The organism is Pseudomonas sp. AC229 (assembly GCF_979254655.1).
The window spans coordinates 1-25,598 of record NZ_CEEDHK010000015.1 but is presented as its reverse complement, the minus strand read 5'-3'; the positions used below and the strand labels follow the sequence as shown (position 1 = coordinate 25,598).

Annotated in this window: 23 protein-coding genes; 3 read left to right on the top strand and 20 right to left on the bottom strand. The window is 61.3% G+C overall.

Translation table 11 applies throughout. The features are described 5' to 3' along the window. Window positions 1–19 precede the first annotated feature (19 nt). From astE to AC0IW7_RS19795, 14 genes are all read right to left on the bottom strand, one after another. Window positions 20–1,039, bottom strand: a complete 1,020-nt coding sequence (astE, locus tag AC0IW7_RS19860) for a succinylglutamate desuccinylase (RefSeq protein ID WP_471820308.1) — start codon at window positions 1,037–1,039, stop codon at window positions 20–22. 28 nt (window positions 1,040–1,067) lie between these two features. Next, window positions 1,068–1,355: a topoisomerase II gene (locus AC0IW7_RS19855; protein ID WP_108097275.1), complete on the bottom strand. Its 288-nt coding sequence runs from the start codon at window positions 1,353–1,355 to the stop codon at window positions 1,068–1,070. A 13-nt stretch (window positions 1,356–1,368) separates the two neighbouring features. Next, on the bottom strand, window positions 1,369–2,736 hold the full coding sequence (astB, locus tag AC0IW7_RS19850) for an N-succinylarginine dihydrolase (protein WP_471820306.1): 1,368 nt from the start codon (window positions 2,734–2,736) through the stop codon (window positions 1,369–1,371). After that, complete coding sequence (astD, locus tag AC0IW7_RS19845) at window positions 2,733–4,196, bottom strand: succinylglutamate-semialdehyde dehydrogenase (protein ID WP_471820304.1); 1,464 nt, start codon at window positions 4,194–4,196, stop codon at window positions 2,733–2,735. Before astD ends, astB begins: the two co-directional genes overlap by 4 nt. Next, a complete protein-coding gene (astA, locus tag AC0IW7_RS19840; protein ID WP_122492563.1) occupies window positions 4,193–5,224 on the bottom strand; it encodes an arginine N-succinyltransferase in 1,032 nt (343 codons plus the stop codon). Before astA ends, astD begins: the two co-directional genes overlap by 4 nt. 11 nt (window positions 5,225–5,235) lie before the next feature. After that, entirely contained in the window at window positions 5,236–6,249 is a 1,014-nt protein-coding gene (gene aruF, locus AC0IW7_RS19835; RefSeq protein ID WP_471820302.1) for an arginine/ornithine succinyltransferase subunit alpha, read from the bottom strand. A gap of 167 nt (window positions 6,250–6,416) precedes the next feature. Beyond that, entirely contained in the window at window positions 6,417–7,637 is a 1,221-nt protein-coding gene (locus AC0IW7_RS19830; protein ID WP_463382043.1) for an aspartate aminotransferase family protein, read from the bottom strand. Between the two features lie 344 nt (window positions 7,638–7,981). Beyond that, window positions 7,982–8,962, bottom strand: coding sequence for a transcriptional regulator ArgR (gene argR, locus AC0IW7_RS19825; protein WP_122492566.1), 981 nt, complete (start codon window positions 8,960–8,962; stop codon window positions 7,982–7,984). An 88-nt stretch (window positions 8,963–9,050) separates the two neighbouring features. Beyond that, a complete protein-coding gene (gene aotP / locus AC0IW7_RS19820) occupies window positions 9,051–9,815 on the bottom strand; it encodes an arginine/ornithine transport ATP-binding protein AotP (protein WP_122451803.1) in 765 nt (254 codons plus the stop codon). A gap of 60 nt (window positions 9,816–9,875) precedes the next feature. After that, window positions 9,876–10,574: an ABC transporter permease gene (locus tag AC0IW7_RS19815; protein ID WP_122451804.1), complete on the bottom strand. Its 699-nt coding sequence runs from the start codon at window positions 10,572–10,574 to the stop codon at window positions 9,876–9,878. After that, window positions 10,571–11,260, bottom strand: a complete 690-nt coding sequence (locus AC0IW7_RS19810; protein WP_471820300.1) for an ABC transporter permease — start codon at window positions 11,258–11,260, stop codon at window positions 10,571–10,573. Before AC0IW7_RS19810 ends, AC0IW7_RS19815 begins: the two co-directional genes overlap by 4 nt. A gap of 182 nt (window positions 11,261–11,442) precedes the next feature. Beyond that, the gene (locus tag AC0IW7_RS19805; protein WP_471820298.1) at window positions 11,443–12,222 is read right to left on the bottom strand and encodes an ABC transporter substrate-binding protein; all 780 of its coding nucleotides are present in this window, start codon (window positions 12,220–12,222) and stop codon (window positions 11,443–11,445) included. 765 nt (window positions 12,223–12,987) lie between these two features. After that, a complete protein-coding gene (gene acs / locus AC0IW7_RS19800) occupies window positions 12,988–14,943 on the bottom strand; it encodes an acetate--CoA ligase (protein ID WP_463382040.1) in 1,956 nt (651 codons plus the stop codon). A 202-nt stretch (window positions 14,944–15,145) separates the two neighbouring features. Continuing rightward, window positions 15,146–16,699, bottom strand: a complete 1,554-nt coding sequence (locus AC0IW7_RS19795; RefSeq protein WP_471820296.1) for a sigma-54-dependent transcriptional regulator — start codon at window positions 16,697–16,699, stop codon at window positions 15,146–15,148. Window positions 16,700–16,975: 276 nt separating this feature from the next. Between AC0IW7_RS19795 and phhA the strand changes: the two genes are divergently transcribed. The 3 genes from phhA to AC0IW7_RS19780 are packed head-to-tail and all read left to right on the top strand — an operon-like array spanning window position 16,976 to window position 19,332. Next, window positions 16,976–17,761 (top strand): phenylalanine 4-monooxygenase, encoded by a 786-nt coding sequence (gene phhA / locus AC0IW7_RS19790; protein WP_471820295.1) that lies wholly within the window; start codon window positions 16,976–16,978, stop codon window positions 17,759–17,761. A 21-nt stretch (window positions 17,762–17,782) separates the two neighbouring features. Further along, complete coding sequence (locus AC0IW7_RS19785) at window positions 17,783–18,139, top strand: 4a-hydroxytetrahydrobiopterin dehydratase (RefSeq protein WP_471820293.1); 357 nt, start codon at window positions 17,783–17,785, stop codon at window positions 18,137–18,139. Further along, window positions 18,136–19,332 carry an amino acid aminotransferase gene (locus tag AC0IW7_RS19780; RefSeq protein ID WP_471820291.1) on the top strand — a complete coding sequence of 399 codons (1,197 nt, stop codon included), beginning with the start codon at window positions 18,136–18,138 and terminating at the stop codon, window positions 19,330–19,332. Before AC0IW7_RS19785 ends, AC0IW7_RS19780 begins: the two co-directional genes overlap by 4 nt. Before the next feature lie 102 nt (window positions 19,333–19,434). Here the strand turns inward: AC0IW7_RS19780 and arfB are convergent, their stop codons facing one another. The 6 genes from arfB to hppD form a co-directional block, all read right to left on the bottom strand. Further along, window positions 19,435–19,848: an alternative ribosome rescue aminoacyl-tRNA hydrolase ArfB gene (gene arfB, locus AC0IW7_RS19775; protein WP_122451812.1), complete on the bottom strand. Its 414-nt coding sequence runs from the start codon at window positions 19,846–19,848 to the stop codon at window positions 19,435–19,437. Between the two features lie 32 nt (window positions 19,849–19,880). Continuing rightward, on the bottom strand, window positions 19,881–21,290 hold the full coding sequence (locus tag AC0IW7_RS19770; RefSeq protein ID WP_471820289.1) for an amino acid permease: 1,410 nt from the start codon (window positions 21,288–21,290) through the stop codon (window positions 19,881–19,883). A 117-nt stretch (window positions 21,291–21,407) separates the two neighbouring features. Beyond that, on the bottom strand, window positions 21,408–22,058 hold the full coding sequence (gene maiA, locus AC0IW7_RS19765) for a maleylacetoacetate isomerase (RefSeq protein WP_471820287.1): 651 nt from the start codon (window positions 22,056–22,058) through the stop codon (window positions 21,408–21,410). A gap of 3 nt (window positions 22,059–22,061) precedes the next feature. Then, window positions 22,062–23,045 carry a fumarylacetoacetate hydrolase family protein gene (locus AC0IW7_RS19760; protein ID WP_471820285.1) on the bottom strand — a complete coding sequence of 328 codons (984 nt, stop codon included), beginning with the start codon at window positions 23,043–23,045 and terminating at the stop codon, window positions 22,062–22,064. A 169-nt stretch (window positions 23,046–23,214) separates the two neighbouring features. Continuing rightward, window positions 23,215–24,351, bottom strand: coding sequence for a homogentisate 1,2-dioxygenase (locus AC0IW7_RS19755; RefSeq protein WP_471820283.1), 1,137 nt, complete (start codon window positions 24,349–24,351; stop codon window positions 23,215–23,217). 16 nt (window positions 24,352–24,367) lie between these two features. Continuing rightward, window positions 24,368–25,465 (bottom strand): 4-hydroxyphenylpyruvate dioxygenase, encoded by a 1,098-nt coding sequence (gene hppD, locus AC0IW7_RS19750; RefSeq protein WP_471820281.1) that lies wholly within the window; start codon window positions 25,463–25,465, stop codon window positions 24,368–24,370. Window positions 25,466–25,598 lie beyond the last annotated feature (133 nt).

Sequence of the window (25,598 nt, the reverse complement as noted above, 5' to 3'; positions counted from 1 at the left end):
CTCTACGACTAAATGGCGACTACAACGCGTCAGCGTTGGTGGGCACCACCAGAATGCCGGCACGCAAACCGTTTTTAACTTTCGGGTTCGGGAAAATAATTCGCGCGCCCTGCTCTTCCACTATCCAGCGCATACCCGCGATATCTTCGGCCAATACATAGCCCACAGGCAGCTCGCTGAAATTCTCGATGTCGGCAGGCAGGTTCAGACGAAAGTCGTCGCTGTGTTTGATGATTTCCCGCGAGACAGCAAACAGCTGCAGGCCATCCAAATCCGTGTCATCGAGCGCCGGTTCGTTGTTTTCGATCAGCCGCTGCAAGCGCTCCTCAAGCGCATCGAGATTCACCGCCTCGTTCTGCCCAAATGCGCGTGCCTTGCCCAGTTCCAGGGTGAAGGCTTCGGCGTTCAGTTGCGCGTAGGTGAACGCGCTGAAGGTGATCGACGCTTTGCTCTGCAGTAGCACGGCCGCCACGCCTGCCGCCTTCAAGCGCGCCAATTCTGTCACTGAATGCTTGCAGCCCTCGCGCCACGGATACAGCGCGAACTGCTCAATTTTTGAACCGCGAATGGCTGTATGCAGGTCGTAATGCAGGCGCTGGCGAGGCGAGTCGCTGGGCGCCTGGTTGAAAAATGTGGTGCTCAGGCGCTCCAGCTCACAGGCGCGCAGGGCTTCGGAACCACTGCTCTGCTCATGACGCCCGTTGAACAGACGGTTGATGTCTTGCTCGATATAACGCTCGCCCTTGCGCATGGCTTCGGGGTTGCCGAGCAGAAACAGAATGCGCGCGCGGGGTTTCAACTCGCCTCGGGCAATGCCGTGCAGCAAGCGATCAAGCAGTTCGATGGGTGCGGTTTCGTTGCCGTGAATGCCAGCGGACAACAGCAGGTCCAGGCCGCTGTCCTGGCCGGCCGGCGGCGTAATCTCCAATGCCCCCTCGGCCAACCAGCGCAACCGAGCGCCCTCAGGCGTCAGCTGAATCTTCGCGGCCGGCTCGCGGCCCACCAGGGTCAGTTCCAGCAGTTTGCCGAGGGCTAGCATGGGTAAGTTCCGTCTTGGTGTAGCGGTTTTAGTGGTTGCAGTCCGGGCCGTGCACGTGACCGTCTTCGTCGTCGATCTGGCCGGCCGGCTCCATTTCCAGCTCCAGGCTCACCAGGTTGGTGGCCAGCGGGCGCAGCAGCAGGTTGGCGTATTCCTCGTCGCCCTCCTCCACGTCGACGCCGATGATCAGTTGGCCGCGGCCGTCTTGCTGAATCCACACTTCCTTGCCCTGCCAGATCACGGCAAAGCGAGTGCAGGACGTTTCCAGCTGGGTGCCGTCGGTATCTTCGAGGATCAGTTGCAGGCTATCGGACATGGTCAGGGCACTCTTAATTAAGCTGGAAGGGGTACACAGAGCCTAGTTTAAGGATCTGCGTGAGCTCATCCAATGCCGAACGGCATTCGATGAGCAGTTGTGGATCGGCCAGGTCGCTTTCGGCCATGCGGTCGCGGTAGTGCTTGTCGACCCACACGTTAAGCGTGTCGTACAGCGAGGGCGTCATGATCACGCCGCTGTTTACCGCGTTCAGTTCGTGGTCTTTAAGCGCCACGCGCAAGCGCAAACAGGCCGGACCTCCGCCGTTTTGCATGCTTTGCTTGAGATCGAACACCTGCACGTCTCGGATCGGTCCGTCTTCGGCGATCAGGCGCGACAAGTAACGCCATACGCGCTCGTTGTTGCGGCATTCCTCGGGCACGATCAACAACATGCCGCCATCGGCGCGCGACAACAGCTGGCTGTTGAACAAGTAGGAATGCACGGCGTCTTCAACGCTGACGGCATCGCGCGGCACGCACACGGCCTGCAAACGGCCGCCACGGCGGCCCAGTTTGTCGTGCAGCTCGGCCAGCGCCTTGTCGGTGTCCAGGAATGCGTCCTGGTGATAGAACAGCACTTCACCGTTACCGACCGCGATCACGTCGTTATGGAACACGCCCTGATCGATGACGGCTGGGTTCTGCTGGGCGTAGACCACGCCGGCGTCGTCCAGACCGTGCAGACGCGCCACCGCCTGGCTGGCCTCTAGCGTTTGTCTCGCCGGGTAGCGTTGCGGGGCGGGATAGCGCGCATCGAACGCGCTGCGGCCGAACACAAAAAATTCCACGCCAGCATCGCCGTAGTCTTTGCAGAAACGGGTGTGGTTAGCCGCGCCTTCGTCACCGAATTGAGCAACGGCGGGCAAGGCGGCGTGATGGGCGAAATGGCCTTCGTCGGCGAACATCGCGCCGAGAATGCGGCTGGTGGTCGGGTGTTCGAGGCTGCGGTGGAATTTGCAGTTGAGGTTGGCAGCGGTGAAATGCACCTTGCCGTCGCGGGTGTCCGCACTTGGGCTAACGGTGGCGGCGTTGGCGGTCCACATGCTGGAGGCCGAGCAACTGGCAACCAGCAGCGGCATCGCTTCCTTGGCGGCGCGCTGAATCACCTCGGCATCGCTGCCGGTGAAACCGATGCGGCGCAACGCGGCAACATCCGGGCGTTCCTGCGGGGCCAACACGCCCTGCTTGAAGCCCATTTCCATCAGCGCTTTCATTTTCGCCAGGCCTTGCTTGGCCGCGACCTTCGGGTTGGACACCTGCTGGCTGTTGCCTTGCGACGCCACATTGCCGTACGACAAGCCGCCGTAGTTGTGGGTCGGGCCAACCAGGCCATCGAAGTTCACTTCATACGCAGTGTTTTTATTATTGGCGACAGTCACAGGCTGACTCCCGGGGTCAGGGTTGCAGGCAGACTCAAGCGTTCGCTTTCCAGCGAGGCGACCGGATACGCGCAGTAATCCGCTGCGTAATAGGCGCTGGCGCGATGGTTGCCCGAGGCACCCACACCGCCAAACGGCGCCGAACTCGCCGCCCCGGTCAGTTGTTTGTTCCAGTTGACGATACCGGCGCGGCTTTGCAGCCAGAACTGCTGATAGCGCTCGGCAGAATCGGACAGCAACCCGGCCGCCAGACCATATTGCGTGTTGTTGGCTTCAGCGATAGCGCCGGCAAAATCGGAGTAACGGATCACTTGCAGCAACGGACCGAAAAACTCTTCGTCCGGGCGTTCGCTCACAGCCGTGACGTCGATGATGCCGGGCGTCAGCAAGGCGGCGTTTTCCAGCGGCTGAGTCATCGCCAGCAAGGCGCTGGCGCCGTTATTGAGCAAAGTCGCCTGGGCTTTGAGCAGCTGGCGAGCCGCTTCCAGAGAAATGACCGACCCCATAAACGGCGCCGGCTGTGCGTCGAACGCGCCGACCTGAATCGTCGCCGCCACGGCAACCAGCCGCGCCAGCAGCGCATCGCCCCACTCGCCTTGCGGCACCAGCAAGCGGCGCGCGCAGGTGCAGCGCTGGCCAGCGGAAATAAACGCCGACTGAATAATGGTGTACACGGCGGCATCGACGTCGCTGACTTCGTCGACCACCAGCGGGTTATTGCCGCCCATTTCCAGCGCCAGGATCTTGTCCGGCCGGCCGGCAAACTGTTGATGCAGCACATTGCCCGTGCGGCTGGAGCCGGTGAAAAACAGTCCGTCGATGCCCGCATGAGCGGCCAGGGCAACACCGGTTTCGCGAGCGCCTTGCACCAGATTCAGCACGCCTGCCGGCAGACCCGCTTCGATCCAGCACTGCGCCGTCAACTCAGCCACCTTGGGCGTCAGCTCACTGGGCTTGAACACCACGGCATTGCCTGCCAACAGCGCCGGCACGATATGGCCGTTGGGCAAGTGGCCGGGAAAGTTATAGGGCCCAAACACGGCGACTACGCCATGCGGCTTGTGGCGCAGCACAGCGGTGGCGTCGGCCAGCGGGCCGCTTTTCTCGCCGGTGCGCTCGCGGTAGCTCTGAACGGAAATGGCGACCTTGTTGACCATGCTGGTCACCTCGGTGGCCGACTCCCACAACGGCTTGCCGGTTTCCTCGCCAATCGTGCGGGCCAGCTCATCGCCACGCGCTTTCAGCGTGGCGGCGAAACGGTCGAGCACGGCAATGCGCTCGTCCAATGTCAGCGTGGCCCACGCCAGGAATGCAGCCCGTGCGGCCTGCACAGCGGCATCGACCTGCGCCGCGGTGGCCGCTTTACCGGTCCATACCACGGCTTGTGTCACCGGGTTCAACGACTCCAGTGCCTCGCCCGCGCCGGCTTGCCAGGCGCCTGCAATGTAATGGCTGCTCATCGGCTCAGCTCCTTGTTTTCCACCGCTAGCGGTACGGCACGCACCTGATCGCCCGCCTTGAGTTGCAAGCGTTTAGCCGTGGCCTGATCGACCACCAGCGTGCCTGCCGCCAAACGCGCCGGCGCTGCGGTGATACGGCACTCTTCGCGCTTGCGGTTGTGCATCAGGAAGGTAGTGGCGTCGTCGCCCGGCGTGCCGATGGCCAGCACCAGGGCCTGGCTGTCGCGCACCGCACGAATCTTGTTGGTTTCCGCCTCGATAGCTGGGCCGGCGTCGAAGATGTCGACGTAGCCCTGATAGCTGAAGCCTTCGGCCTTGAGCATGTTTAGCGCCGGCTCGGTATCGGGGTGCACGCGACCGATAATGTCCCGCGCTTCTTCCGAGAGAAAGCAGGTATACAGCGGAAACTTGGGCATCAGCTCGGCGATAAACGCCTTGTTGCCTACACCGGTGAGGTAGTCGGCGCGAGAGAACTCCATTTTGAAGAAGTGCCGGCCCAGGCTTTCCCAGAACGGCGAGCGCCCGTGTTCGTCGGACATGCCGCGCATTTCGGCGATCAGCTTGTTGCCGAACAGCTGCGGGAATTCGGCGATAAACAGGAAGCGTGCTTTGGATAGCAACCGGCCATTGAGCCCGGTGCGGTGGTCGGCCTGCAAAAACAGCGAGCACAGTTCCGAATTGCCCGTCAGGTCGTTGGCCAGGAACAGCGTCGGAATTTCGCGATAGATATTCAGTTCTTGCGAAGCACTCACCGTCAGGCCGACGCGGTAGTTGTACCAAGGCTCACGCAAGCCCACGGCACCGGCCACGGCAGAAATGCCGACGACTTTGCCGTCGTCGTCTTCCAGCACAAACAGGTAGTCGGCGTCGGCGCGGGTGGCCTCGCCACGGAATGCCTTTTCCGCCCAGCCAACGCGGTGCGCCAGACGCTCTTCGTTGGCAGGCAAGGTGGTCAAGCCAGCGCCGGTGCTGCGGGCCAGGTCTATCAAGGCAGGCAAGTCAGCACTGCGCACGGGACGAACGATCATGGCTATTCCTCTTAAACCGCTACCAGGCGCACGCTCGCGCCCTCACCGACGCCCAAGGCCTCAGCAACATCAGCACTCAGGCTCACCGGCTTGCCCGGCACCCAATCCAGCTCAACCACCACGGCGCGAAAATCCTGCAACTGGCCATTGGCAACCAGGTACAAGCGGCCTTTGCCAGGCTCGCCCACACGCGCCGGCACCACGCGACTTTGCGCAATGGAGCGAATGCCCGAGGTGCGCGCATGCAGCGTCGGGCCGCCGTCGAAGATGTCGATGTAGTGGTCGGTTTCAAAACCTTCGCGCATCAGAATGTCGAAGGTGATCTGCGCGCGCGGGTGCACTTGGCCCATGGCTTCCTGGGCTTCGTCGGGGAGCAATGGCACGTAAATCGGGTAATGCGGCATCAGCTCGGCCAGAAAGGTCCGACTCTTCAGCCCGCACAGTCGCTCGGCTTCGGCATAGTTGAGGTCGAAGAAGTTGCGGCCCACGGCGTCCCAGAACGGCGAGTCGCCCTGCTCGTCGCTATGGCCAACAATTTCCACCACCACCGCATCGGCAAAGCGCTCCGGGTGGCTCGCCACAAACAGCAGTCGGCCGCGCGAATTCAGCTCGGCCCACGGCGAATCCACTAGCGGCTGCTCAACGTAGAAGCTAGTCAGCAGGCTGTTGCCGGTCAGGTCGTGGCACAGCGACAACACGTGAATCTTGTTGTGGATCGACAGCGAGCGTGAGGCGTGTACGAAGGTTTCGTTGCGGAAGCTGTAGAACGGCTCGGAATAACCGGCCGAAGCCACAACGCCGGAACAGCCGACCAGGCGGCCGTTTTCCGTGTCTTCCAGCACGAAGAAATAGCTTTCTTCACCGTTGAAACTCACCTCGGCCGCGAACGACGCTTCCGACGCGGCGATTTTATCGCCCAGCCGGCCGGCATCGTCCGGCAGCGAAGTAACACCAACCGGGCTGTCCGCAGCCAGACGTTGCACGTCCGCCAAGTCAGCCATTTGCGCAGGGCGCATCACCAGCATGGTGTTACTCCTTAAATTCTCTTTGGTATTTGAAACGCGGAAACGCTGAAGGCTCGAATTTTGTAGGAGCGGCCGGTTCGGCGCTGCGGTTGGCCGCGGTGCTCTTTTAAGAGCATCGCGGCTGAAGCCGCTCCTACAAAAAGCAGATCAGCGTCCGCGTACAGCCGTCAGGCTTGGGTCAGCTTGGCCACGGCGCGTTCGAAGCGGTCGAGACCTTCGTCGATGTCGGCGTCCGGAATCACCAGGCTTGGCGCGAAACGCACCACGTCCGGGCCGGCTTGCAGCACCATTACGCATTCTTTTTCAGCGGCGTTGAGCACGTCTTTGGCTTTGCCTTTCCAGGCATCGCTGAGCGCGGCGCCAATCAACAGGCCCAGGCCACGCACTTCGGTGAAGATGCCGTACTTGGCCGCCATGGCTTCCAGGCGCGCTCGGAAACGCTGGTGCTTGGCTTTCACGCCGTTGAGTACTTCCGGCGTGTTGATCACGTCGAGCACTGCGCCAGCGACTGCGCATGCCAGCGGGTTGCCACCGTATGTGGTGCCGTGTACGCCAACCGCCAGGTGCGAGGCGATTTTAGTGGTGGTGAGCATGGCGCCAATGGGGAAGCCGCCGCCCAGGCTTTTCGCACTGGTGAGAATGTCGGGCGTGACGCCGTAATTCATATAAGCGAACAGCTCACCGCTGCGGCCCATGCCGCTCTGCACTTCATCGAACACCAGCAGCGCGTTGTGGGCGTCGCACAGTTCACGCACGGCCTGCAGATAGGCTTTATCGGCCGGCAAAATACCGCCCTCGCCTTGTACCGGCTCAAGCACCACGGCGCAGGTTTTGTCCGAGATGGCCGCTTTGAGGGCGGCCAGGTCGTTGAATGGAACGTGGGTGATGCCTTCGATTTTCGGACCGAAGCCATCGGAATACTTCGGCTGCCCGCCCACGGTTACGGTGAACAGCGTGCGGCCGTGAAAGCTGTTGGTGGCGGCGATAATTTCGAATTTTTCCGGGCCATACACATCGCTGGCATAACGGCGAGCCAGCTTGAAAGCGGCCTCGTTGGCCTCGGCGCCGGAGTTGGCGAGGAACACGCGTTCGGCAAAGGTGGCGTCGACCAACTTGTGCGCCAGGCGCAAAGCCGGCTCGTTGGTGAACACGTTGGACACGTGCCAGATTTTGTTGGCTTGTTCGGTGAGTGCCTTGACCAGCGCCGGGTGCGCATGGCCCAAGGAGTTCACGGCAATGCCGCCAGCAAAGTCGATCAGCTCTCGACCGCTTTGATCCCAGACTCGGGAGCCCTCGCCACGCACCGGAATAAACGCGGCTGGGGCGTAGTTGGGCACCATCACCTGATCAAAATCGGCGCGCTGGACCTGCACTTGCTCAACGGACATCGAAGCTCTCCTGACAAGGACCGCCGACCCCATAGGCCGGCGTTGGAATGAATTGTAGGGACTGATTTGGGGAGGGCATTGTCGGCATGCGACAACTTCTTATAGCGCCAACCCCGGATTTTTCGCGGCTTTCCGAATTGCGACAGAAAGGTTCGCAGAGGCGCAGTTTAAACAGGGTTGGCGGCGGGACGGAAATATGATCGAAGCGGGGGTTGTGGGATCTCGAGCGACGGCGCCTTCAGGTATCCGAGGTCAACAGCATCGCGGCTAAAGCCGCTCGCACATGGAACGAGGGCTGCCTGTGGGAGCGGCTTTAGCCGCGATGCTTTTAATTGCGGGGCAAATTAGCCGCGTTCGGAAGGAATCGAGCTCAGTTCAAACGGGCTGCTGCTGCGCCGTTGATTGCGGTCTTCGCGGGGCGTGGCACCGAAGAAGTTGCGGTAGGCGCTGGAGAAGTGCGGGCCAGAGGAGAAGCCGCACGAGAGGCCGATCTGGATGATCGATTTGCTGGTTTGCATCAGCAATTGGCGCGCTTTGTTCAGGCGTAGTTCCAGGTAGTACTGGCTCGGCACGCGGTTGAGGTATTGCTTGAAGATGCGTTCCAGCTGACGGCGCGACACGCAAACATGCTGGGCAATTTCGTCAGTGGTCAGCGGTTCTTCGATGTTGGCTTCCATCAACAGCACGGCCTGGGTCAGCTTGGGGTGGCTGGAGCCGAGGCGGTTTTGCAGGGGAATGCGCTGACGCTCGCCGCCTTCGCGAATGCGCTCGACCACCAGTTCTTCTGACACGGCGCCCGCCAGCTCGGCGCCGTGGTCACGGGCCAGCACGGCCAACAGCAGATCCAGCACGGCGAGGCCGCCACAGGCGGTGAGGCGGTCGCGGTCCCAGTCGAACAAATGGCTGGTGGCGATGACTTTGGGGAAGCGTTCGGTGAAGTCGTCTTGCCAGCGCCAATGCACGGCGGCGCGGTAGCCGTCGAGCAAACCGAGTTGCGCCAGCGGGTACACGCCGGCCGACAACCCCCCGATGACGCAACCGGCACGCACCAGTTGTTTCAGTGCGCTGGACAGCGCGGGGGCCAGATGCCCTGGCGGCTCATCCGCTAACAGAAAAAGTTTTTGGCAGCCTTCGAGCTTGCCGGCCCACGGCTCGCCGGGCAGACGCCAGGCGCCTTCGGTGGCCGGCTCGGCCTGGAGAAAGACCAGCTCATAGGCCACTTCGGGGTGCACCCGCTGGGCGACACGCAAGGCTTCTTCGGCCAGAGCCAGAGTCATGGCCTTGGTGTTGGGCCAGAGGAGAAAACCGATTCGGTGGGCAGTCATGGCTGGCAGTCTAGGCTCTGTTGCCATGCATTCACATGGCCGGTTGTGCTGCTACGAAGCAGTCTTAGGTTAATAGCCGCGCTGAAGCTTACTTCAAGCTGCCGGAAAGAAATTGCTTGAGACGGTCGGACTGCGGATTGACCAACACTTCCTTCGGGCAACCGCGCTCTTCCACCACGCCTTTGTGCAGAAACACCAACTGGTTGGAAACTTCGCGAGCAAAACCCATTTCGTGGGTGACCACAACCATGGTGCGCCCCTCTTGGGCCAGGTCCTGCATCACTTTCAGCACTTCGCCGACCAACTCGGGGTCAAGCGCCGAGGTGGGCTCGTCAAACAGCATCACTTCCGGCTCCATCGCCAGGGCGCGGGCGATGGCCACGCGCTGCTGCTCGCCGCCAGACATGTGGGCCGGGTAGGCATCTTTGCGATGGGCCACACCGACTTTCGCCAGGTAATGCTCGGCCTTTTCAATGGCTTCTTTTTTCGGCACGCCGAGCACATGCACCGGGGCTTCGATGATGTTTTCCAGCGCCGTCATGTGCGCCCACAAGTTGAAGTGCTGAAACACCATCGACAGGCGCGAGCGCATGCGTTGCAGTTGCTTGGGGTCGGCGGCTTTCAGCGCGCCTTCCTTGTTGGCCACCAGTTTCAACTCTTCGCCATTGAGCAGAATCTTGCCGCCGTGAGGCTGCTCGAGCAGGTTGATGCAGCGCAGAAAGGTACTTTTGCCCGAACCACTGGAGCCGATGATGCTGATCACATCGCCCGCCTTGGCGGCCAGCGACACGCCCTTGAGCACTTCATGGCTGCCGTAGCGTTTATGCAGGTCTTGGACTTCAAGTTTGTACATGGTTCAGGTTCTCGGCAGGCAAGGGTTCAGCCGTGGCTGGCGTTGCTAATTCGGAAATTCTCAGGCCTTACGCGGCGCCAGATAGGCCAGCCAGCGGCGCTCGGCCAGCTTGAACAGGCGCACCAGCACGAAGGTCAGGCACAGGTAAATGGCACCGGCAGTGATATAGGCCTCGAAGGCCAGATAGAACTGCGAGTTGATGGTTTTTGCCGCACCGGTGATATCCACCAACGTGACGATGGATGCCAGGCTCGTGGTGTGCAGCATCATGATCACTTCGTTGCTGTATTGCGGCAGCGCCCGGCGCAGGGCCGAAGGCAGCAGAATGCGGCGATACAGCTTGGCGCGCGACATGCCCATGGCCTTGGCCGCCTCGATTTCGCCGTGGGGAATCGATTTCAAACTACCGGCCAGAATTTCCGCGCTGTAGGCGCTGGTGTTGATGGCAAACGCCAGGCACGCGCAGAACGTGGCATTGGACAGATACGGCCAAAACACGCTTTCGCGCACGCCGGCAAACTGCGCCAAGCCGTAGTAGATGAGGAACAGCTGCACAAGCATCGGCGTGCCGCGAATCACGTAGGTGTACAGCCAGGCCGTGGCGTTTACCAAAGGCTGCCGGGACACCCGCATCAAGCCCAGGGGCACGGCGGCGGCCAGACCAACCGTCAGGGAAATCAGCAGCAGCTTGAGGGTGATCAGGATGCCACCCAGGTACAGGTGGATGTTTTCCCAGATGGGCGCGAAGTCGAAAATCATAATTCAGCCACCTTCATGCCGACCGAATAGCGTTTTTCCAACGCCCGCAACAGCAGCAACGACACGCTGGTGATCGCCAAATACAACGCTGCCACCACCAGGTAGAAGGTGAACGGCTGGTGCGTCGCGTCGGCGGCGTTCTTGGCTTTGAACATCATGTCCTGCAGGCTCACCGTCGAGACCAGCGCGGTGGCTTTGACCAGCACCAGCCAGTTATTGGTAAAACCGGGAATGGCGAACCGGATCATCTGCGGCACCAGCACCCGGAAGAACACCTGCATACCGCTCATGCCGTACGCGGCGCCCGCCTCGCTCTGCCCTTTGGGAATGGCCATGAAGGCGCCCCGAAAGGTTTCCGACAGGTACGCACCAAAGATAAAGCCCATGGTGAACACGCCGGTGGCAAACGGGTCCAGGTCGATGTAGTCCTCAAAGCCCAGCAGCGGCGCCACGCGGTTCACCACGTCTTGGCCGCCGTAGAAAATCAGCAGGATCAGCACCAGATCGGGAATGCCGCGAATGACCGTGGCGTAGGTTTCGCCCATCAGCGACAGCCACTTGATCGGCGATAAACGAAACGCAGCGCCAATCAGGCCGAGCACAATCGCCAGCGCCATCGAAGTCAGCGCCAGGGAAATGGTCAGCCATGCGCCATCGAGAATGGTCGAGCCGTAGCCGTTGAGCATGATGAAGAGCCCGTGAGAATAAAGGTCGCTGTGGGAGAGGCCGGTCCGGCACTGCGGTTGGCCGCACTCGCTTTAAGCGCTAACCGCATCGCGGCTAAAGCCGCTCCCACAGAGATCTGTGGCGCAAACAAAAAGTGGCACATCCCGTCAGTCGAGCCTGTGCCACTGTCAGCGTGCTGGAGTTACTTGCCGTAAACGTCGAAGGCGAAGTACTTGTCTTGCACTTGCTTGTATTTGCCGTTGGCGCGAATGGCCAGGATGGCCGCGCTGATCTTGTCGGCCAGGGCTTTGTCGCCCTTGCGCACAGCAATGCCTTGGCCTTCGCCGAAGTATTTCTCTTCGGTGAAGTCTGGACCGGCGAAGGCGAAGCCTTTACCGGCGTCAGTTTTCAGGAAGCCGTCGTCGATATTCACCGAGTCCGCCAGGGTGGCGTCGAGGCGGCCCGAAGCCAGGTCGAGGAACACTTCGTTCTGCGAGCTGTAACGCACGATCTCGGCGCCGGCCGGGGCGAAGACTTCGGTGGCGTAACGGTCATAAACCGAGGAACGCTGAACGCCGACTTTCTTGCCTTTAAGGTCAGTCAACGGGTCGTTAAGGGCAGTGCCGGCCTTCATCGCCAGCTTGGCTGGGGTGGAGTAGTACTTGCCGGTGAAATCGACCGATTTCTTGCGGTCGTCGGTGATCGACATGGACGACAGAATCGCGTCGAACTTGCGAACCTTCAGCGCAGGGATCAGACCGTCGAACTCTTGCTCGATCCACTTGCACTCAACCTTCATCTCTTCGCACAGGGCCATGCCGATGTCGTAGTCGAAGCCGGTGATTTTGTCGTCAGGAGTCTTGAAGGCGAAGGGCGGGTAAGCCGCTTCAATACCGATACGCAGGGGCTTGGCATCATCAGCCATGGCCAGGGGCGACAGCAGCGACACCGCCAGGGCGCCGAGAAGGGCGAGCTTCTTCATCTTGGACTCCTTATTAGGTCGTGCGCTGGGTAACAGGCCGACCGTGAAATTATAGGAAGAGTCGCCATCTTTGCCGGGTGATAACCCGAAGGGACGAAGCTCATCGGCCGACGCGCGAGTAGCGGCGTCTGGGTGGCGGCATTCTAACGACAGCCCTAAAGCCGATATTTCTTCAATGCGACAAGTAATTACAAAACGGCCTTGACTAGGACTTAGCCTATTGACAGCGGCTGCAAAAAGCGGCAGCGGCGAGGAAGCGGGTAAACCGGAAACTACAGCAGGATTTGGGCCAGGTTTTTATGAACCCTTGCGGGCATTGGGTTTTGTGCGGCGAGTTGTTTTCTCCGAGGGTATAAATCGCCCGCAAAGTGGGCAGACTGTTTCCGATTGCCCCGTTGTGGGTCGGGGGTGATACCGGGTCCTGGAAGACGGATAAAAATCTTCATAAAAACCCCCGCCATCCTCGCGCAGGAGGCCGACGATTCGGGAGCCAGAGTTTTGCATTGGCTCGAAGATCGAGCCAAATCCGAAACTCTGGATTCCGAATCGTCGGACCGCCGCTTTCACGGGAATGACGGGTGTTTAAAACCTCCGTCATCCTCGCGCACGCGGGGATCCAGTATCTGACAGGGAAATCCAATTCTTCGAAGCTCTGGACTCCGAATCGTCGCACCGCCGCCTGCGCGGGAATGACGGTGTTGGGTGCAAGGAATACGCAAAACAAAACGCCCGCAACCAAGCGGGCGTTTTGTCACAGCGAAACCCTCAAGCCACCGCTTGCTGCATCGCCTTGTGCGTATCAATCAAATGCTGCACCACACCCGGATCGGCCAGGGTGGAGATGTCGCCCAGGCTGTCGTACTCCGCCGTGGCGATCTTGCGCAGGATACGGCGCATGATTTTCCCCGAGCGGGTTTTCGGCAGGCCCGGCGCCCATTGGATGACGTCCGGCACGGCGATCGGGCCGATCTCTTTGCGCACCCACTGTTTAAGTTCCTGGCGTAGCGTTTCGCTCGGTTCTTCACCGTTATTGAGCGTGACGTAGACGTAGATGCCCTGCCCTTTGATGTCGTGCGGCATGCCGACCACGGCGGCTTCGGCCACTTTCGGGTGGGCGACCATGGCGCTTTCGATTTCGGCGGTGCCCATGCGGTGGCCGGAGACGTTAAGCACGTCGTCGACTCGCCCGGTGATCCAGTAGTAACCGTCTTCGTCACGGCGCGCGCCGTCGCCGGTGAAGTACATGCCACGGAAGGTTTTGAAGTAGGTGTCGACGAAGCGGTCGTGGTCGCGGTACAGCGTGCGCGCTTGACCTGGCCACGAATCGAGGATCACCAGGTTGCCCTCGGCGGCGCCTTCGATCAGGTTGCCGAGATTGTCCACCAAGGCCGGCACCACGCCGAAGAAGGGCCGAGTCGCCGAGCCCGGCTTCAAGGCCGTAGCGCCAGGCAGTGGGCTGATCAGCACGCCGCCGGTTTCGGTTTGCCACCAGGTATCGACAATCGGGCAGCGCGACTGGCCAACGGTTTCGTAGTACCAGTTCCACGCTTCCGGGTTGATCGGCTCGCCCACCGAGCCCAGCAGACGCAGGCTTGAGCCGTCGGCGCCTTCGATGGCCGCCTTGCCCTGGGCCATCATGGCGCGGATCGCAGTCGGCGCGGTGTAGAGGATATTCACCTTGTGCTTGTCGATGATCTTCGACACGCGGGTGATGTCCGGGTAATTGGGAATGCCTTCGAACAGCAGCGTGGTCGCACCGTTGGCCAGCGGGCCGTAAACGATGTAGCTGTGGCCGGTAACCCAACCGACGTCGGCGGTACACCAGTACACCTCGCCCGGTTTGTAATCGAACACGCGTTCGTGAGTCAGCGCGGCGTAAAGCAGATAACCGGCGGTGGTGTGCTGCACGCCTTTGGGTTTGCCCGTCGAGCCGGAGGTGTAGAGGATGAACAGCGCTTCTTCGGCGCCCATTTCCTTCGGCGCACAGACGCTGCCGGCCACCTTCATCAGGTCTTCGTACCAGATGTCGCGGTGCTGGTTCCACTTGATCGGCGAGCCGGTGCGTTTGCACACGATCACTTTTTGAATCGAGCTGGTTTCCGGGTTGGTCAGGGCGTCGTCGACGTTGGCCTTGAGCGGCGTTTTCTTGCCGCCGCGCAGGCCTTCGTCAGCGGTGATCACCACCTTGGAACGGCAGTCGATGATGCGACCGGCCAGGGCTTCCGGTGAGAAGCCGCCGAACACCACCGAGTGAATGGCACCGATGCGCGCGCACGCCAGCATGGCGACCACGGCTTCGGGAATCATCGGCATGTAGATGGTTACTACGTCGCCACGGTGCACGTCCTGGCCGCGCAAGGCGTTGGCGAATTTGCAGACTTCTTCGTGCAACTCGCGGTAGGTGATGTTGCGGTGTTCGGAAGGGTCGTCGCCCTCCCAGATGATCGCCAGTTGATCGCCACGCTCGGCCAGGTGGCGGTCCAGGCAGTTGGCCGAGACGTTCAGGGTGCCGTCGGCGAACCATTTGATATCGACGTGGTGATCGTCAAACGAGGTTTGTTTCACCACCGAGAACGGCTTGATCCAGTCCAGGCGCTGGGCCTGTTCACGCCAGAAGCCATCAGGGTTGACGACCGACTGTTGGTACATGGACTTGTAGCTGGCCTCGTCGGTCAGCGTGTTAGCCGCGACCTCAGGACGTACGGGATACACAGCACTCATCGGGGATACCTCGGGCAATCGTTGTTTTTGTATGGCGCCTTTTGTAGCCCTCCCCTCCCCGCTGGGCCATTCGACCATGGTCTTACCGGAGGCCGCGAACATCGCCGTTTGGCGCAAAAACATCGCGGCTAAAGCCGCTCCCACAGTCGTGCGCTGACCTGTGGGAGCGGCTTTAGCCGCGATTATTGGGGCGCCGTACGCGTTACTCCTTACCCAACCCATACTGCCGCAACTTATTGGCAATGGTGGTATGCGAAACCCCCAACCGTTTGCCCAATTGCCGACTACTCGGGTGCTCGTGATACAGCCGCTCGAGCACCGCCTGTTCAAAGCGCCCGAGAATCGCTTCCAGCCCGCCTTCCAGAGAAAAGTCGCCCAGCGGCTGCGGCGCGCCGTAGTCCGGCAGGCGGATATGGTCGGCCTTCACCACCGCCCCGTCGCACAACGACACCGCCTGAAACAGCACGTTTTCCAACTGCCGCACGTTGCCCGGCCAGTGGTAGTGGTTCAGCCGCTCGAAGGCCGGCGCCGCGAGCGTGGGCAGCGGGCAACCGATTTGCCGGCTGGCCTGGTCGAGGAAGTGTTCAACCAGCGGCATCAGCCCATCGAGGCATTCGCGCAGGGGTGGAATGTGCAGGCTCAGCACGTTCAGACGGTGGTACAGGTCTTGGCGGAATTCGCCTTTGGCGCACAGCTCCGACAAGTCGACCTGCGTGGCACAAATCACCCGCACGTCGAGGTACACCTCTTCGTCGCTGCCGACGCGGCGAAAGCAGCCGTCTTGCAGAAAGCGCAGCAGCTTGGCTTGCAGGCGCGGGCTCATTTCGCCGACGCCGTCGAGAAACAGCGTGCCGCCTGCCGTCAGTTCCAGCAGGCCAAGCTTGCCCTCCGGGCGCGCCCCTTCGAACGCGCCAGGGCCATAGCCGAACAGCTCGGTTTCGGCCATCGACTCCGGCAACCCCGCGCAGTTGAGCGCCATAAACGGCGACTGGCCGCGCGGGCTGGCAAGGTGGCAGGCGCGGGCCAGCAGTTCCTTGCCGGTGCCGGTTTCGCCTTCGATCAGCAATGGCGCATCCAGCGGCGCCATGCGCCGGGCTTCACGCACCACGGCGGCGAGCACCCGCGAACTCTGGAAAATGCTGTCGAAGCCGCGCAGTTCCTGTTTGCGCACGTGGTAGATGCGCTCGCCTACGCGGTCGGCGCGGTGCAGGGTGAGCACGGCGCCCGCCATGGCGTCGCTTTCTTCATGCTCGGTTTGCAGCGGCGCGATGTCGGCGAGGAACACGTCGCCTTTGATCTTCACCCGCAGGCCGTTAATGCGCGATTTGTTCGCGCGTACCAACTCGGGCAAGTCGAAGTCTTCGGCATAGCGCGACAGCGGCATGCCTGGCACTTCATCAACGCGCACGCCCAGCAACTGCGCCGCCGCCCGGTTTGCCGCGACGATAGAGCCAGCCATGTCGATGGACAGCACCGGAAACTCCAGCGCCCCCAGCAACGCATTCAATTCCAGGTGCCGCCGCTCGCTGGGCATCAGCCCCACGCGCTTGACGCCGAACACACCGCCAATCGCCTCGAACTTGGGCCGCAGCGATTGAAATTGGAGGTTGATCAGGTTCGGGCAATGCAGGTAGATGGCGTTGCCCTGCTCGCCGCCGACCTCGCCGCGCGCGACGTTGATGCCGTACTCGACGAGCAGATTGAGGATGTCGCGAAGGATGCCAATCCGGTTCTGGCAATGGACTTTGATACGCATGGCGGGCTCATTGTTGTTGTTCTGATAGGCGCTGCTATCACCGTCGCCATCAGGAAAATCTGACGACGCGGCGGAATTTTCGTAAAGGATAGTTTACGAATTAGCGCGCCAGCAATACGACGCCTCGCCGCTTTCGCTCGGTTGTCATCATTTCTTTACGGTTTTTGAACGCCGTTATCACCCCGTACTGCCCAGGCCCAGCTGAAATCAGGCGCGCCACAGGTTATCTCTAGCCCCACAAGCGGTCGTCAATAACAACAATGAAGAGAGGCAGCGATGAAGCAGTCGCACTACGTGGCACGCGAGCCGGACAGCAATGGGTTTATCGATTACCCCGATGCCGAACACGAAGTCTGGAACACCTTGATTACGCGGCAGCTGAAACTGGTCGAAGGCCGTGCCTGCCAGGAATACCTCGACGGCATTGAGCAATTGGCCCTGCCCCATGAGCGCATTCCGCAGCTGGGCGAGATCAACCGCGTGCTCGGCGCCACCACGGGCTGGCAAGTGGCGCGGGTGCCGGCGCTGATTCCGTTTCAGACGTTCTTTGAATTGCTCGCCAGCAAGCAATTCCCTGTCGCCACGTTTATCCGCACCCCGGAAGAACTCGACTACTTGCAAGAGCCGGACATTTTCCACGAGGTATTCGGCCACTGCCCGCTGCTGACCAACCCCTGGTTCGCCGAATTCACCCACACCTACGGCAAGCTCGGCCTCAAGGCCACCAAAGAGCAGCGCGTGTTTCTTGCCCGCCTGTACTGGATGACCATCGAGTTCGGCTTGGTCGACACACCCCACGGCCGCAGGATTTATGGCGGCGGCATTCTTTCTTCGCCGAAGGAAACCCTCTTTAGCTTGTCCGATGCACCGGAGCATCAGGCCTTCGACCCGCTGGACGCCATGCGCACGCCTTACCGGATCGACATCCTGCAACCGCTGTATTTCGTGCTGCCCGACCTCAAGCGCTTGTTCGACCTCGCCCAGGAAGACCTCATGGCGATGGTTGCCCAAGCCGCCCAACTGGGCTTGCACCCCGCAAAATTTCCGCCGAAAGCGGCCTGACTTTTCTGACTGGAGCCCCCGATGACTGCCCTGAACCTAGCCCACTGCGAAGCCTGCAAAGCCGATGCACCAAAAGTGTCGAATGACGAACTGGCGGTGTTGATCAAGGAAATACCGGATTGGAACATCGAAGTGCGCGACGGCGTGCTGCAACTGGAAAAACGCTACGACTTCAAGAACTTCAAACACGCCCTGGCCTTTACCAATGCGGTCGGTGAAATTGCCGAAGCCGAGGGCCATCACCCAGGTTTGCTCACCGAATGGGGCAAGGTCACCGTCACCTGGTGGAGCCATTCGATCAAAGGCCTGCACCGCAACGACTTCATCATGGCGGCACGCACCGACCATGTGGCCAAAACAGCGGAAGGCTTGAAGTGAGCCATTTCGACACGGTGAAACGCGTGCCGGGCGACCCGATTCTCGGCTTGATCGATGCGTACCGCAGCGACAGCAATCCGCAGAAAATCGACCTTGGCGTGGGCGTGTACAAAGACCCGCACGGCAACACGCCGATTCTGCCGTCGGTGAAAATTGCCGAGCGTCACCTGGTCGACAGTGAAACCACCAAGAGCTACATCGGCGGCCATGGCGACCCGCTGTTCACCCAGCATATGGCCCGCTTGGTGCTGGGCGCCGACTCGCCGTTGCTGACCGGCAACCGCGCCGGCGCCACGCAAACGCCGGGCGGGACCGGCGCGTTGCGCCTGGCGGGCGACTTTATTCGCCATTGCTTGCCGGGGCGCGGCATCTGGCTGAGCGATCCAACGTGGCCGATTCACGAAACCCTGTTCGCGGCGGCTGGGCTGGCGGTGCAGCACTACCCGTATGTCGACGCCGACAACCGCCTGGCCTTCGCCGCCATGCTCGCCGCGCTGCAGCAAATTCCGCGCGGCGATGTGGTGCTGCTGCACGCCTGCTGCCACAACCCTAGCGGCTTTGATCTCGATCAGGCGCAATGGCGTCGGGTGCTGGACGTGGTGCGCGAGCGCGAACTGCTGCCGCTGATCGACTTCGCTTATCAGGGTTTCGCTGAGGGCCTGGAGGCGGACGCCTGGGCCGTGCGCCTGTTCGCCGCTGAGTTGCCGGAGGTGCTGATCACCAGCTCGTGCTCGAAAAACTTCGGCCTGTACCGCGAACGCACCGGGGCGTTGGTGGTGGTGAGCGCCACCGCCGATTCACTAACCGATGTGCGCAGCCAATTGGCAGCCATGGCGCGCAGCTTGTGGTCCACGCCCCCCGCCCGTGGCGCGGCGGTGGTGGCGCAAATTCTGGCGGATGAGGGTTTGCGGCTGACCTGGCAGGCCGAAGTCGAGGCCATGCGTGTGCGCATTGCCGAGTTGCGTCAGGGTTTGCTGGCGGCATTGCAGCCGTATGGTTTGACTGAGCGTTTCGCCCATATTGGCAGCCAGCGCGGGATGTTTTCGTATACCGGGTTGAGTGCCGAGCAGGTACAGCGACTGCGCGATGAGCACAGCGTGTACATGGTCAGCTCGGGGCGGGCGAATGTGGCGGGAATTGATGAGCAGCGGCTGGATTATCTGGCGGCGGCGATTGCCAAGGTGAGTGGTTGATCGCGACATTCTGTGTTTGCAGGAATCGAGGCTGAAGCCTCTCCTACAGGTACGGCGCAATCTGTGGGAGAGGCTTTTAGCATCGAGTTTTAAAGCGGAACCTCAGAATTCCACCTTCCCCCTCCCCGCCTTAATCGCCCCACGCTGACTCTTGCCCTCCAACCGCCGCTTCTTCGAGCCCAACGTCGGCTTGGTCGGCCGGCGTTTTTTCTCGACCTTGCTGGCCGCCAGAATCAGCTCTTTCAGGCGTTCAAGCGCATCGGCGCGGTTCTGTTCCTGGGTTCGGTATTGCTGCGCCTTGATGACCACCACGCCATCGCTGGTGATGCGGCTGTCGCGCCATTGCAGCAGCCGCTCTTTGTAGAACGGCGGCAGCGACGAGGCGTTGATGTCGAAGCGCAGGTGCATGGCGCTGGAGACCTTATTCACGTTCTGCCCACCGGCGCCCTGGGCGCGAATGGCGCTCAGCTCAATTTCGGCGTCGGGTAGGTGCACGTTGTTGGAAATCTCCAGCATTGGACGTTCGCTCTTTTCGCTTTTCGCAGGGGTTAATCGACGGCGACTTGCAGCGCGGCAGTGCGTGCCCGCGACAGCTTCAATCGGTAGCACGCCCACATGATGACCAGCCACACCGGAATCGCGTACACCGACACCTGAATGCCCGGAATCAGCAGCATCACGCCGAGAATAAACAGCACAAACGCCAGGCACAGGTAGTTGCCGTAGGGGAACAGCAAGGCGCGGAAGGCGGTGCGTACACCGGTTTGTTCCATGCGCTGGCGGAATTTCAGGTGCGAGTAACTGATCATCGCCCAGTTGATCACCAATGCCGCCACCACCAGCGACATCAACAGTTCCAGCGCGTTTTGCGGCACCACGTAGTTCACTACCACAGCCAGCACTGTAACCAGCGCCGAGAGCAGCAAGGCGTTTACCGGCACGCCGCGTTTATCCACTTTGGAAAACACTTTGGGTGCGTCGCCCTGCTCCGCCAGGCCCAGCAACATGCGGCCGTTGCAGTAGGTGCCGCTGTTGTAGACCGACACCGCCGCCGTCAGCACCACAAAGTTGAGCAAGTGCGCGGCGGTGTTGCTGCCCAGCAGCGAGAACACCTGCACAAACGGGCTGCCGCTGTACGGGTCGCCGGCGCTATTGATGTGTTCGAGCAACAGATTCCAAGGCGTCAGCGACAGCAGCACGACCAGCGCGCCGACGTAGAAAATCAGGATGCGGTAGATCACCTGATTGATTGCTTTGGGAATCACGCTTTTCGGCTGATCCGCTTCGGCAGCGGTGAAGCCGAGCATTTCCAGGCCGCCAAAGGAAAACATGATAAAGGCCATGGCCATGACCAGCCCGCTGATGCCGTTGGGGAAAAATCCGCCGTGGGCCCACAGGTTGCTGACGGTCGCCTGCTCACCGCCAGCGCCGCTGACCAGCAAGTAGCAGCCCAGGGCGATCATGCCGACGATGGCCACCACTTTGATCATGGCGAACCAGAATTCCGCCTCGCCAAATAGTTTTACGTTGGCCAGGTTGATGGCATTCACCAGCACGAAGAACGCCGCAGCCGACACCCAGGTCGGAATTTCCGGCCACCAGTAGTGAATGTATTTGCCGACGGCGGTGAGCTCGGACATGCCCACCAGAATGTACAGAACCCAGCAGTTCCAGCCGGACAAAAAGCCGGCGAAACCACCCCAGTATTTGTGTGCGAAGTGACTGAACGACCCGGCCACTGGCTCTTCAACGATCATTTCGCCGAGCTGGCGCATGATCAAGAACGCGATAAAGCCGCAAATGGCGTAGCCGAGAATCATCGACGGCCCGGCGCTTTTCAGCACCCCGGCCGAGCCCAGAAACAGGCCGGTGCCGATGGCGCCGCCGAGGGCGATCAATTGGATATGGCGATTTTTCAGGCCGCGTTTGAGCTGGCCGGAGGTCTGACTGTCGTGCATGTAACGTCACCTACTTGTTTTTATCTGTGACGGGATCGGACCCGCCGCGCTTGTGGCGCAGCGGAATTCAGCAAGGCGGGCGCGCGGCCTTGGTGTGGTCGGCGCGCCCCTTTACACCTACAACAGCGGGGGAGCGTCGGGCTGCACCTCCGGTGTCGCATTAGCAAATGCTTCAAGGGAACTACAGCGCTCGACTACAGCGAGAATGCGTGGGTACGCATGGAGGTCACAGTTAAAACGGCGGGCATTGTACACCTGCGGCACCAGGCAAACCTCCAGCAAACCAGGCCGCTCGCCCATCGACAGCTCGCTCGGCATACGTTGCAGGTTCAGTTCAACCGCCGCCAAGCCGCTCTCAACCCAGTGCCGGTACCACGCGTCTTTGGCCGCCGCCTCTATGCCCAACGTTCCGCTTAGGTACTGCAACACGCGCAGATTGTTCAACGGGTGAATATCACAGGCGATGTGCAGCGCCACGCTGCGAATTTGCGCACGCAGGCTTGGGTCGCGGGGTAGCAGCGCCGGTTGCGGATAGCACTCTTCGAGGTATTCGAGAATGGCCATGGACTGAGCAATGCGGGTCTGCCCGTCCACCAGCAGCGGCAACAACCCTTGTGGGTTCAGCGCCTTGTAGTCGGCGCTGTGCTGCTGGCCGCCGTCTTTGACCAAATGCACCGGCATCGACTGGTACGCCAGGCCTTTGAGGTTCAGCGCAATGCGTACGCGGTACGCCGCACTGGAGCGCCAGTAGTCATAGAGCGTCAGCATGGCTCAGCCTCGGTACGCAGTGACCACCTGGTCGATGGCGCCGAAAATGCTTTGCCCTGCCGCGTCGAACATCTCGACGCGCACCCGGTCGCCAAAGCGCAGGAACGGGGTTTTTGCCTCGCCGTGCTCGACGATTTCCAGCATGCGTTTCTCAGCCAGGCAACTGGAGCCGGCGCTGCGGTCGTAGTTCGACACGGTGCCCGAGCCGACAATGCTGCCCGCGCCCAAGGCACGGGTTTTCGCCGCATGAGCCAGCAGCGTCGGGAAGTTGAAGGTCATGTCGGTGCCGGCGTCGGGCTGGCCGAATAGCGCGCCGTTGATGTGGGAAGTGAGCGGCCGATGCACCTTGCCGTCACGCCAGCTTTCGCCAAGCTCGTCCGGGGTGATGGCCACCGGCGAGAAACTCGACGACGGTTTGCTTTGGTAAAAACCGAAACCCTTGGCCAGTTCGCCGGGAATCAGGTTACGCAGCGACACATCGTTGACCAGCATCAGCAACTGAATATGCCCGCTCGCCTCGGCTGCCGACACGCCCATGGGCACGTCGTCGGTGACCACGGCTATCTCCGCTTCCAGGTCGATGCCCCACGCTTCGTCGGCCATCAGAATCGGGCTGTGGGGCGCGATAAAGGTGTCGGCGCCGCCTTGATACATCAGCGGGTCGTGCCAGAAGCTTTCCGGCATTTCAGCGCCACGGGCTTTGCGCACCAGCTCCACATGATTGACGTAGGCGCTGCCGTCGGCCCAGTGATACGCGCGCGGCAACGGGCTGGCGCAGGCGCTTTGGTCGAAGGCAAAGGCTTCGCCTTCGAGGCCGTCGTTTAGGCGTTGGTACACCGCTTCGAGTTTGGGGCGGGTGATGGCCCAGTTATCGAGAGCCGCTTGCAGGGTGGCGGCAATGCTCGGGACTTTGACGGCGCGGATCAGGTCGCGGGAGACGACGATGAGTTGGCCGTCACGGCCGGTGTTCAGGGATGCGAGTTTCATAGAATTCTGATCTTCGAGTGTGTTGAGGTTGTGTAGGGCGTGTGACCGTTGCCCTCTCCCCTAGCCCCTCTCCCGCGCGCGGGCGAGGGGAACTGAACGCGGTCGGCTGGCCTCCCCTCGCCCGCCTGCGGGAGAGGGGCCGGGGGAGAGGGCCGCGGCAGTCACCGGTCTAACCTTTTCCCGGCGCCCGCCACGAATCCACATACGCCGCCACATCCACCGCCGCTGCGGCTTCGCCGATCTCCAGGCCACGCCGTGTGTCGATCATCACCGCCACTTCCTCGACAAAGGTCGCCGGGCTTTCCTGGCTCTTTTTCAACGCTTTGGGGTGTGGGCCGTGGGGGAAGCCGCAGGGGTGCAGCGTGACCATGCCGGCCTCGATGTTGTCGCGGCTGAAGAAGTTGCCACGGTGGTAAAACAGCACTTCGTCGTAGTCGTCGTTGTTGTGATAGAACGGCACTTTCAACGCGCCTGGGTCGCTTTCCACCGGGCGCGGCGTGAAGGTGCAGACCACAAAACCATTGGCCACGAAGGTGGTGTGCGCCGACGGCGGCAGGTGGTAGCGGTGGCTCATGACCGGGCGAATGTCACGCCAGTTGAGGCGCACCACGGTGTTGTCGCCGTGCCAGCCGACTACGTCCAGCGGGTTGTACGGGTAGGTCACGGTGCTGATCTGGTTGCGCCGCTTGATGCGGATTTGCCAGGTGTTTTCGTCTTGCTGGGCTTTGAACGCGTCGTCCAGATGCGGGTGGTCGAGCACGGCGGGGTCGAAGATGGCGTGTGGGCCCAACAGGCCTTTGTCGGGCAACTGATAGGCGCCGTCGGTGTTTTCGATCAGCAGCATAAACGTCGGCTCACTGGCCTCGATGCGCCAGGCGGTGCCGCGTGGCACCACCAGGTAATCGCCGTCGCGGTACTGCAAGTGGCCGAAGTCACAGTAGAAATGGCCGCTGCCTTCGTGCACGAACAGCAGCTCATCGCCGTCACTGTTGCGCACCAAATGACGCATCGCGCCGTTGCATTTCCACACGCGAATGCGCACGTCGCTGTTGTGCAGCGCCAGCGGCGCGGCGAGCGGGCAATCGCTTTCGCTCGGCACTCGATTCAGGTCGAACGCATGGGGGCGCAGCGGGCCTTGCCAATCCACCCAGCCGGTTGGCGGATGCTTGTGGTGCAGGTGCGCGGCGGGGCCGAAAAAGCCCTCGCGGCCCATCTCACGCTCATAGGTGCCTTCGGGAAAGTCACAGTGCGCTTGCCGTGAACAGTCGCCTTCGCGCAGGGGAAACTGAATCCAGTTGCGGCTCATGGTGCTGCTCCTGTGCTTAGTCCGCTGCGATCACGCCACGGCGAACCTGATCTTCCTCAATCGATTCGAACAGCGCCTTGAAATTGCCCTCGCCGAAGCCTTGGTTGCCTTTGCGCTGGATGATTTCAAAGAAGATCGGGCCGATCACCGTGTTGGTGAAAATCTGCAGCAGAATGCCGTCATCACCGGGCGCACCGTCGATCAGCAGGTTGAGTTCCTGCAGCACGGCAGTCGGTTCGCTGTGCCCGGCGACGCGGGTGTCGACCTTGGCGTAATAGGTGTCCGGCGTGCTCATAAAGTCCACGCCGTTGGCGCGCAACTGGCGCACGGTGGCGTAGATGTCGTCGCTGGCCAGGGCGATGTGCTGAATGCCTTCGCCGTGGTACTCGCGAATAAATTCTTCGATTTGCGATTTATCGTCAGCCGACTCGTTGATCGGGATGCGGATCTTGCCGCACGGCGCGGTCATGGCGCGTGACAGCAGGCCGGTGAGTTTGCCTTCGATGTCGAAGTAGCGAATTTCACGGAAGTTGGCGATGCGCTCGTAGAAGCCGGACCACACATCCATTTGCCCACGGTTGACGTTGTGGGTCAGGTGATCGATCTCGCGCAGGCCCACGGCGTTGTCGTTCGGGGTGCGGCCTTCGATGTATTCGAAGTCGACGTCGTAAATGCTTTTGTCGCCGTAACGGTCAACCAAATACAACAGCGAGCCGCCGATGCCTTCAACGCAGGGAATATTCAGCTCGCCGAAATTGGCGTGGCTGCCCACCAGCTTGGCGCCTTGCGACTGCACATACGCGGCGGCTTGCGCGGCGTTCTGTACGCGGAAGGCCATGGCGCAGGCGCTGGGGCCATGCTTGAGGCCGAACTCGCGCACATGGCCGGTGGGGCTGCCGTTGAGCACGAAATTGATGTCGTTCTGCTGGAACAGGAACACTTCCTTGGAACGGTGCTTGGCGGTTTCGGTAAAGCCCATCGCCGTGAACAACTCACGCAATTGCTGGATGCCTTCCGGCGTCGGCGCGGTGTATTCGACGAACTCGAAGCCGTCGGTGCCGATGGGGTTGTGGGCCTGGATTGGATCGGGCTTGAGAGCGTGCACGGCGTTCATTGCGCCTCCTGGATTGTTGTTATGGCGGTGGCCGGGTGGCCGGTGGGTTCATAACAGCGCGGGCGGGGGGCTGTCTCCTATACACATCTGACGCTGCCGACGAAGTAGAGCCGGTGTAGATCTCGGTGGTCGC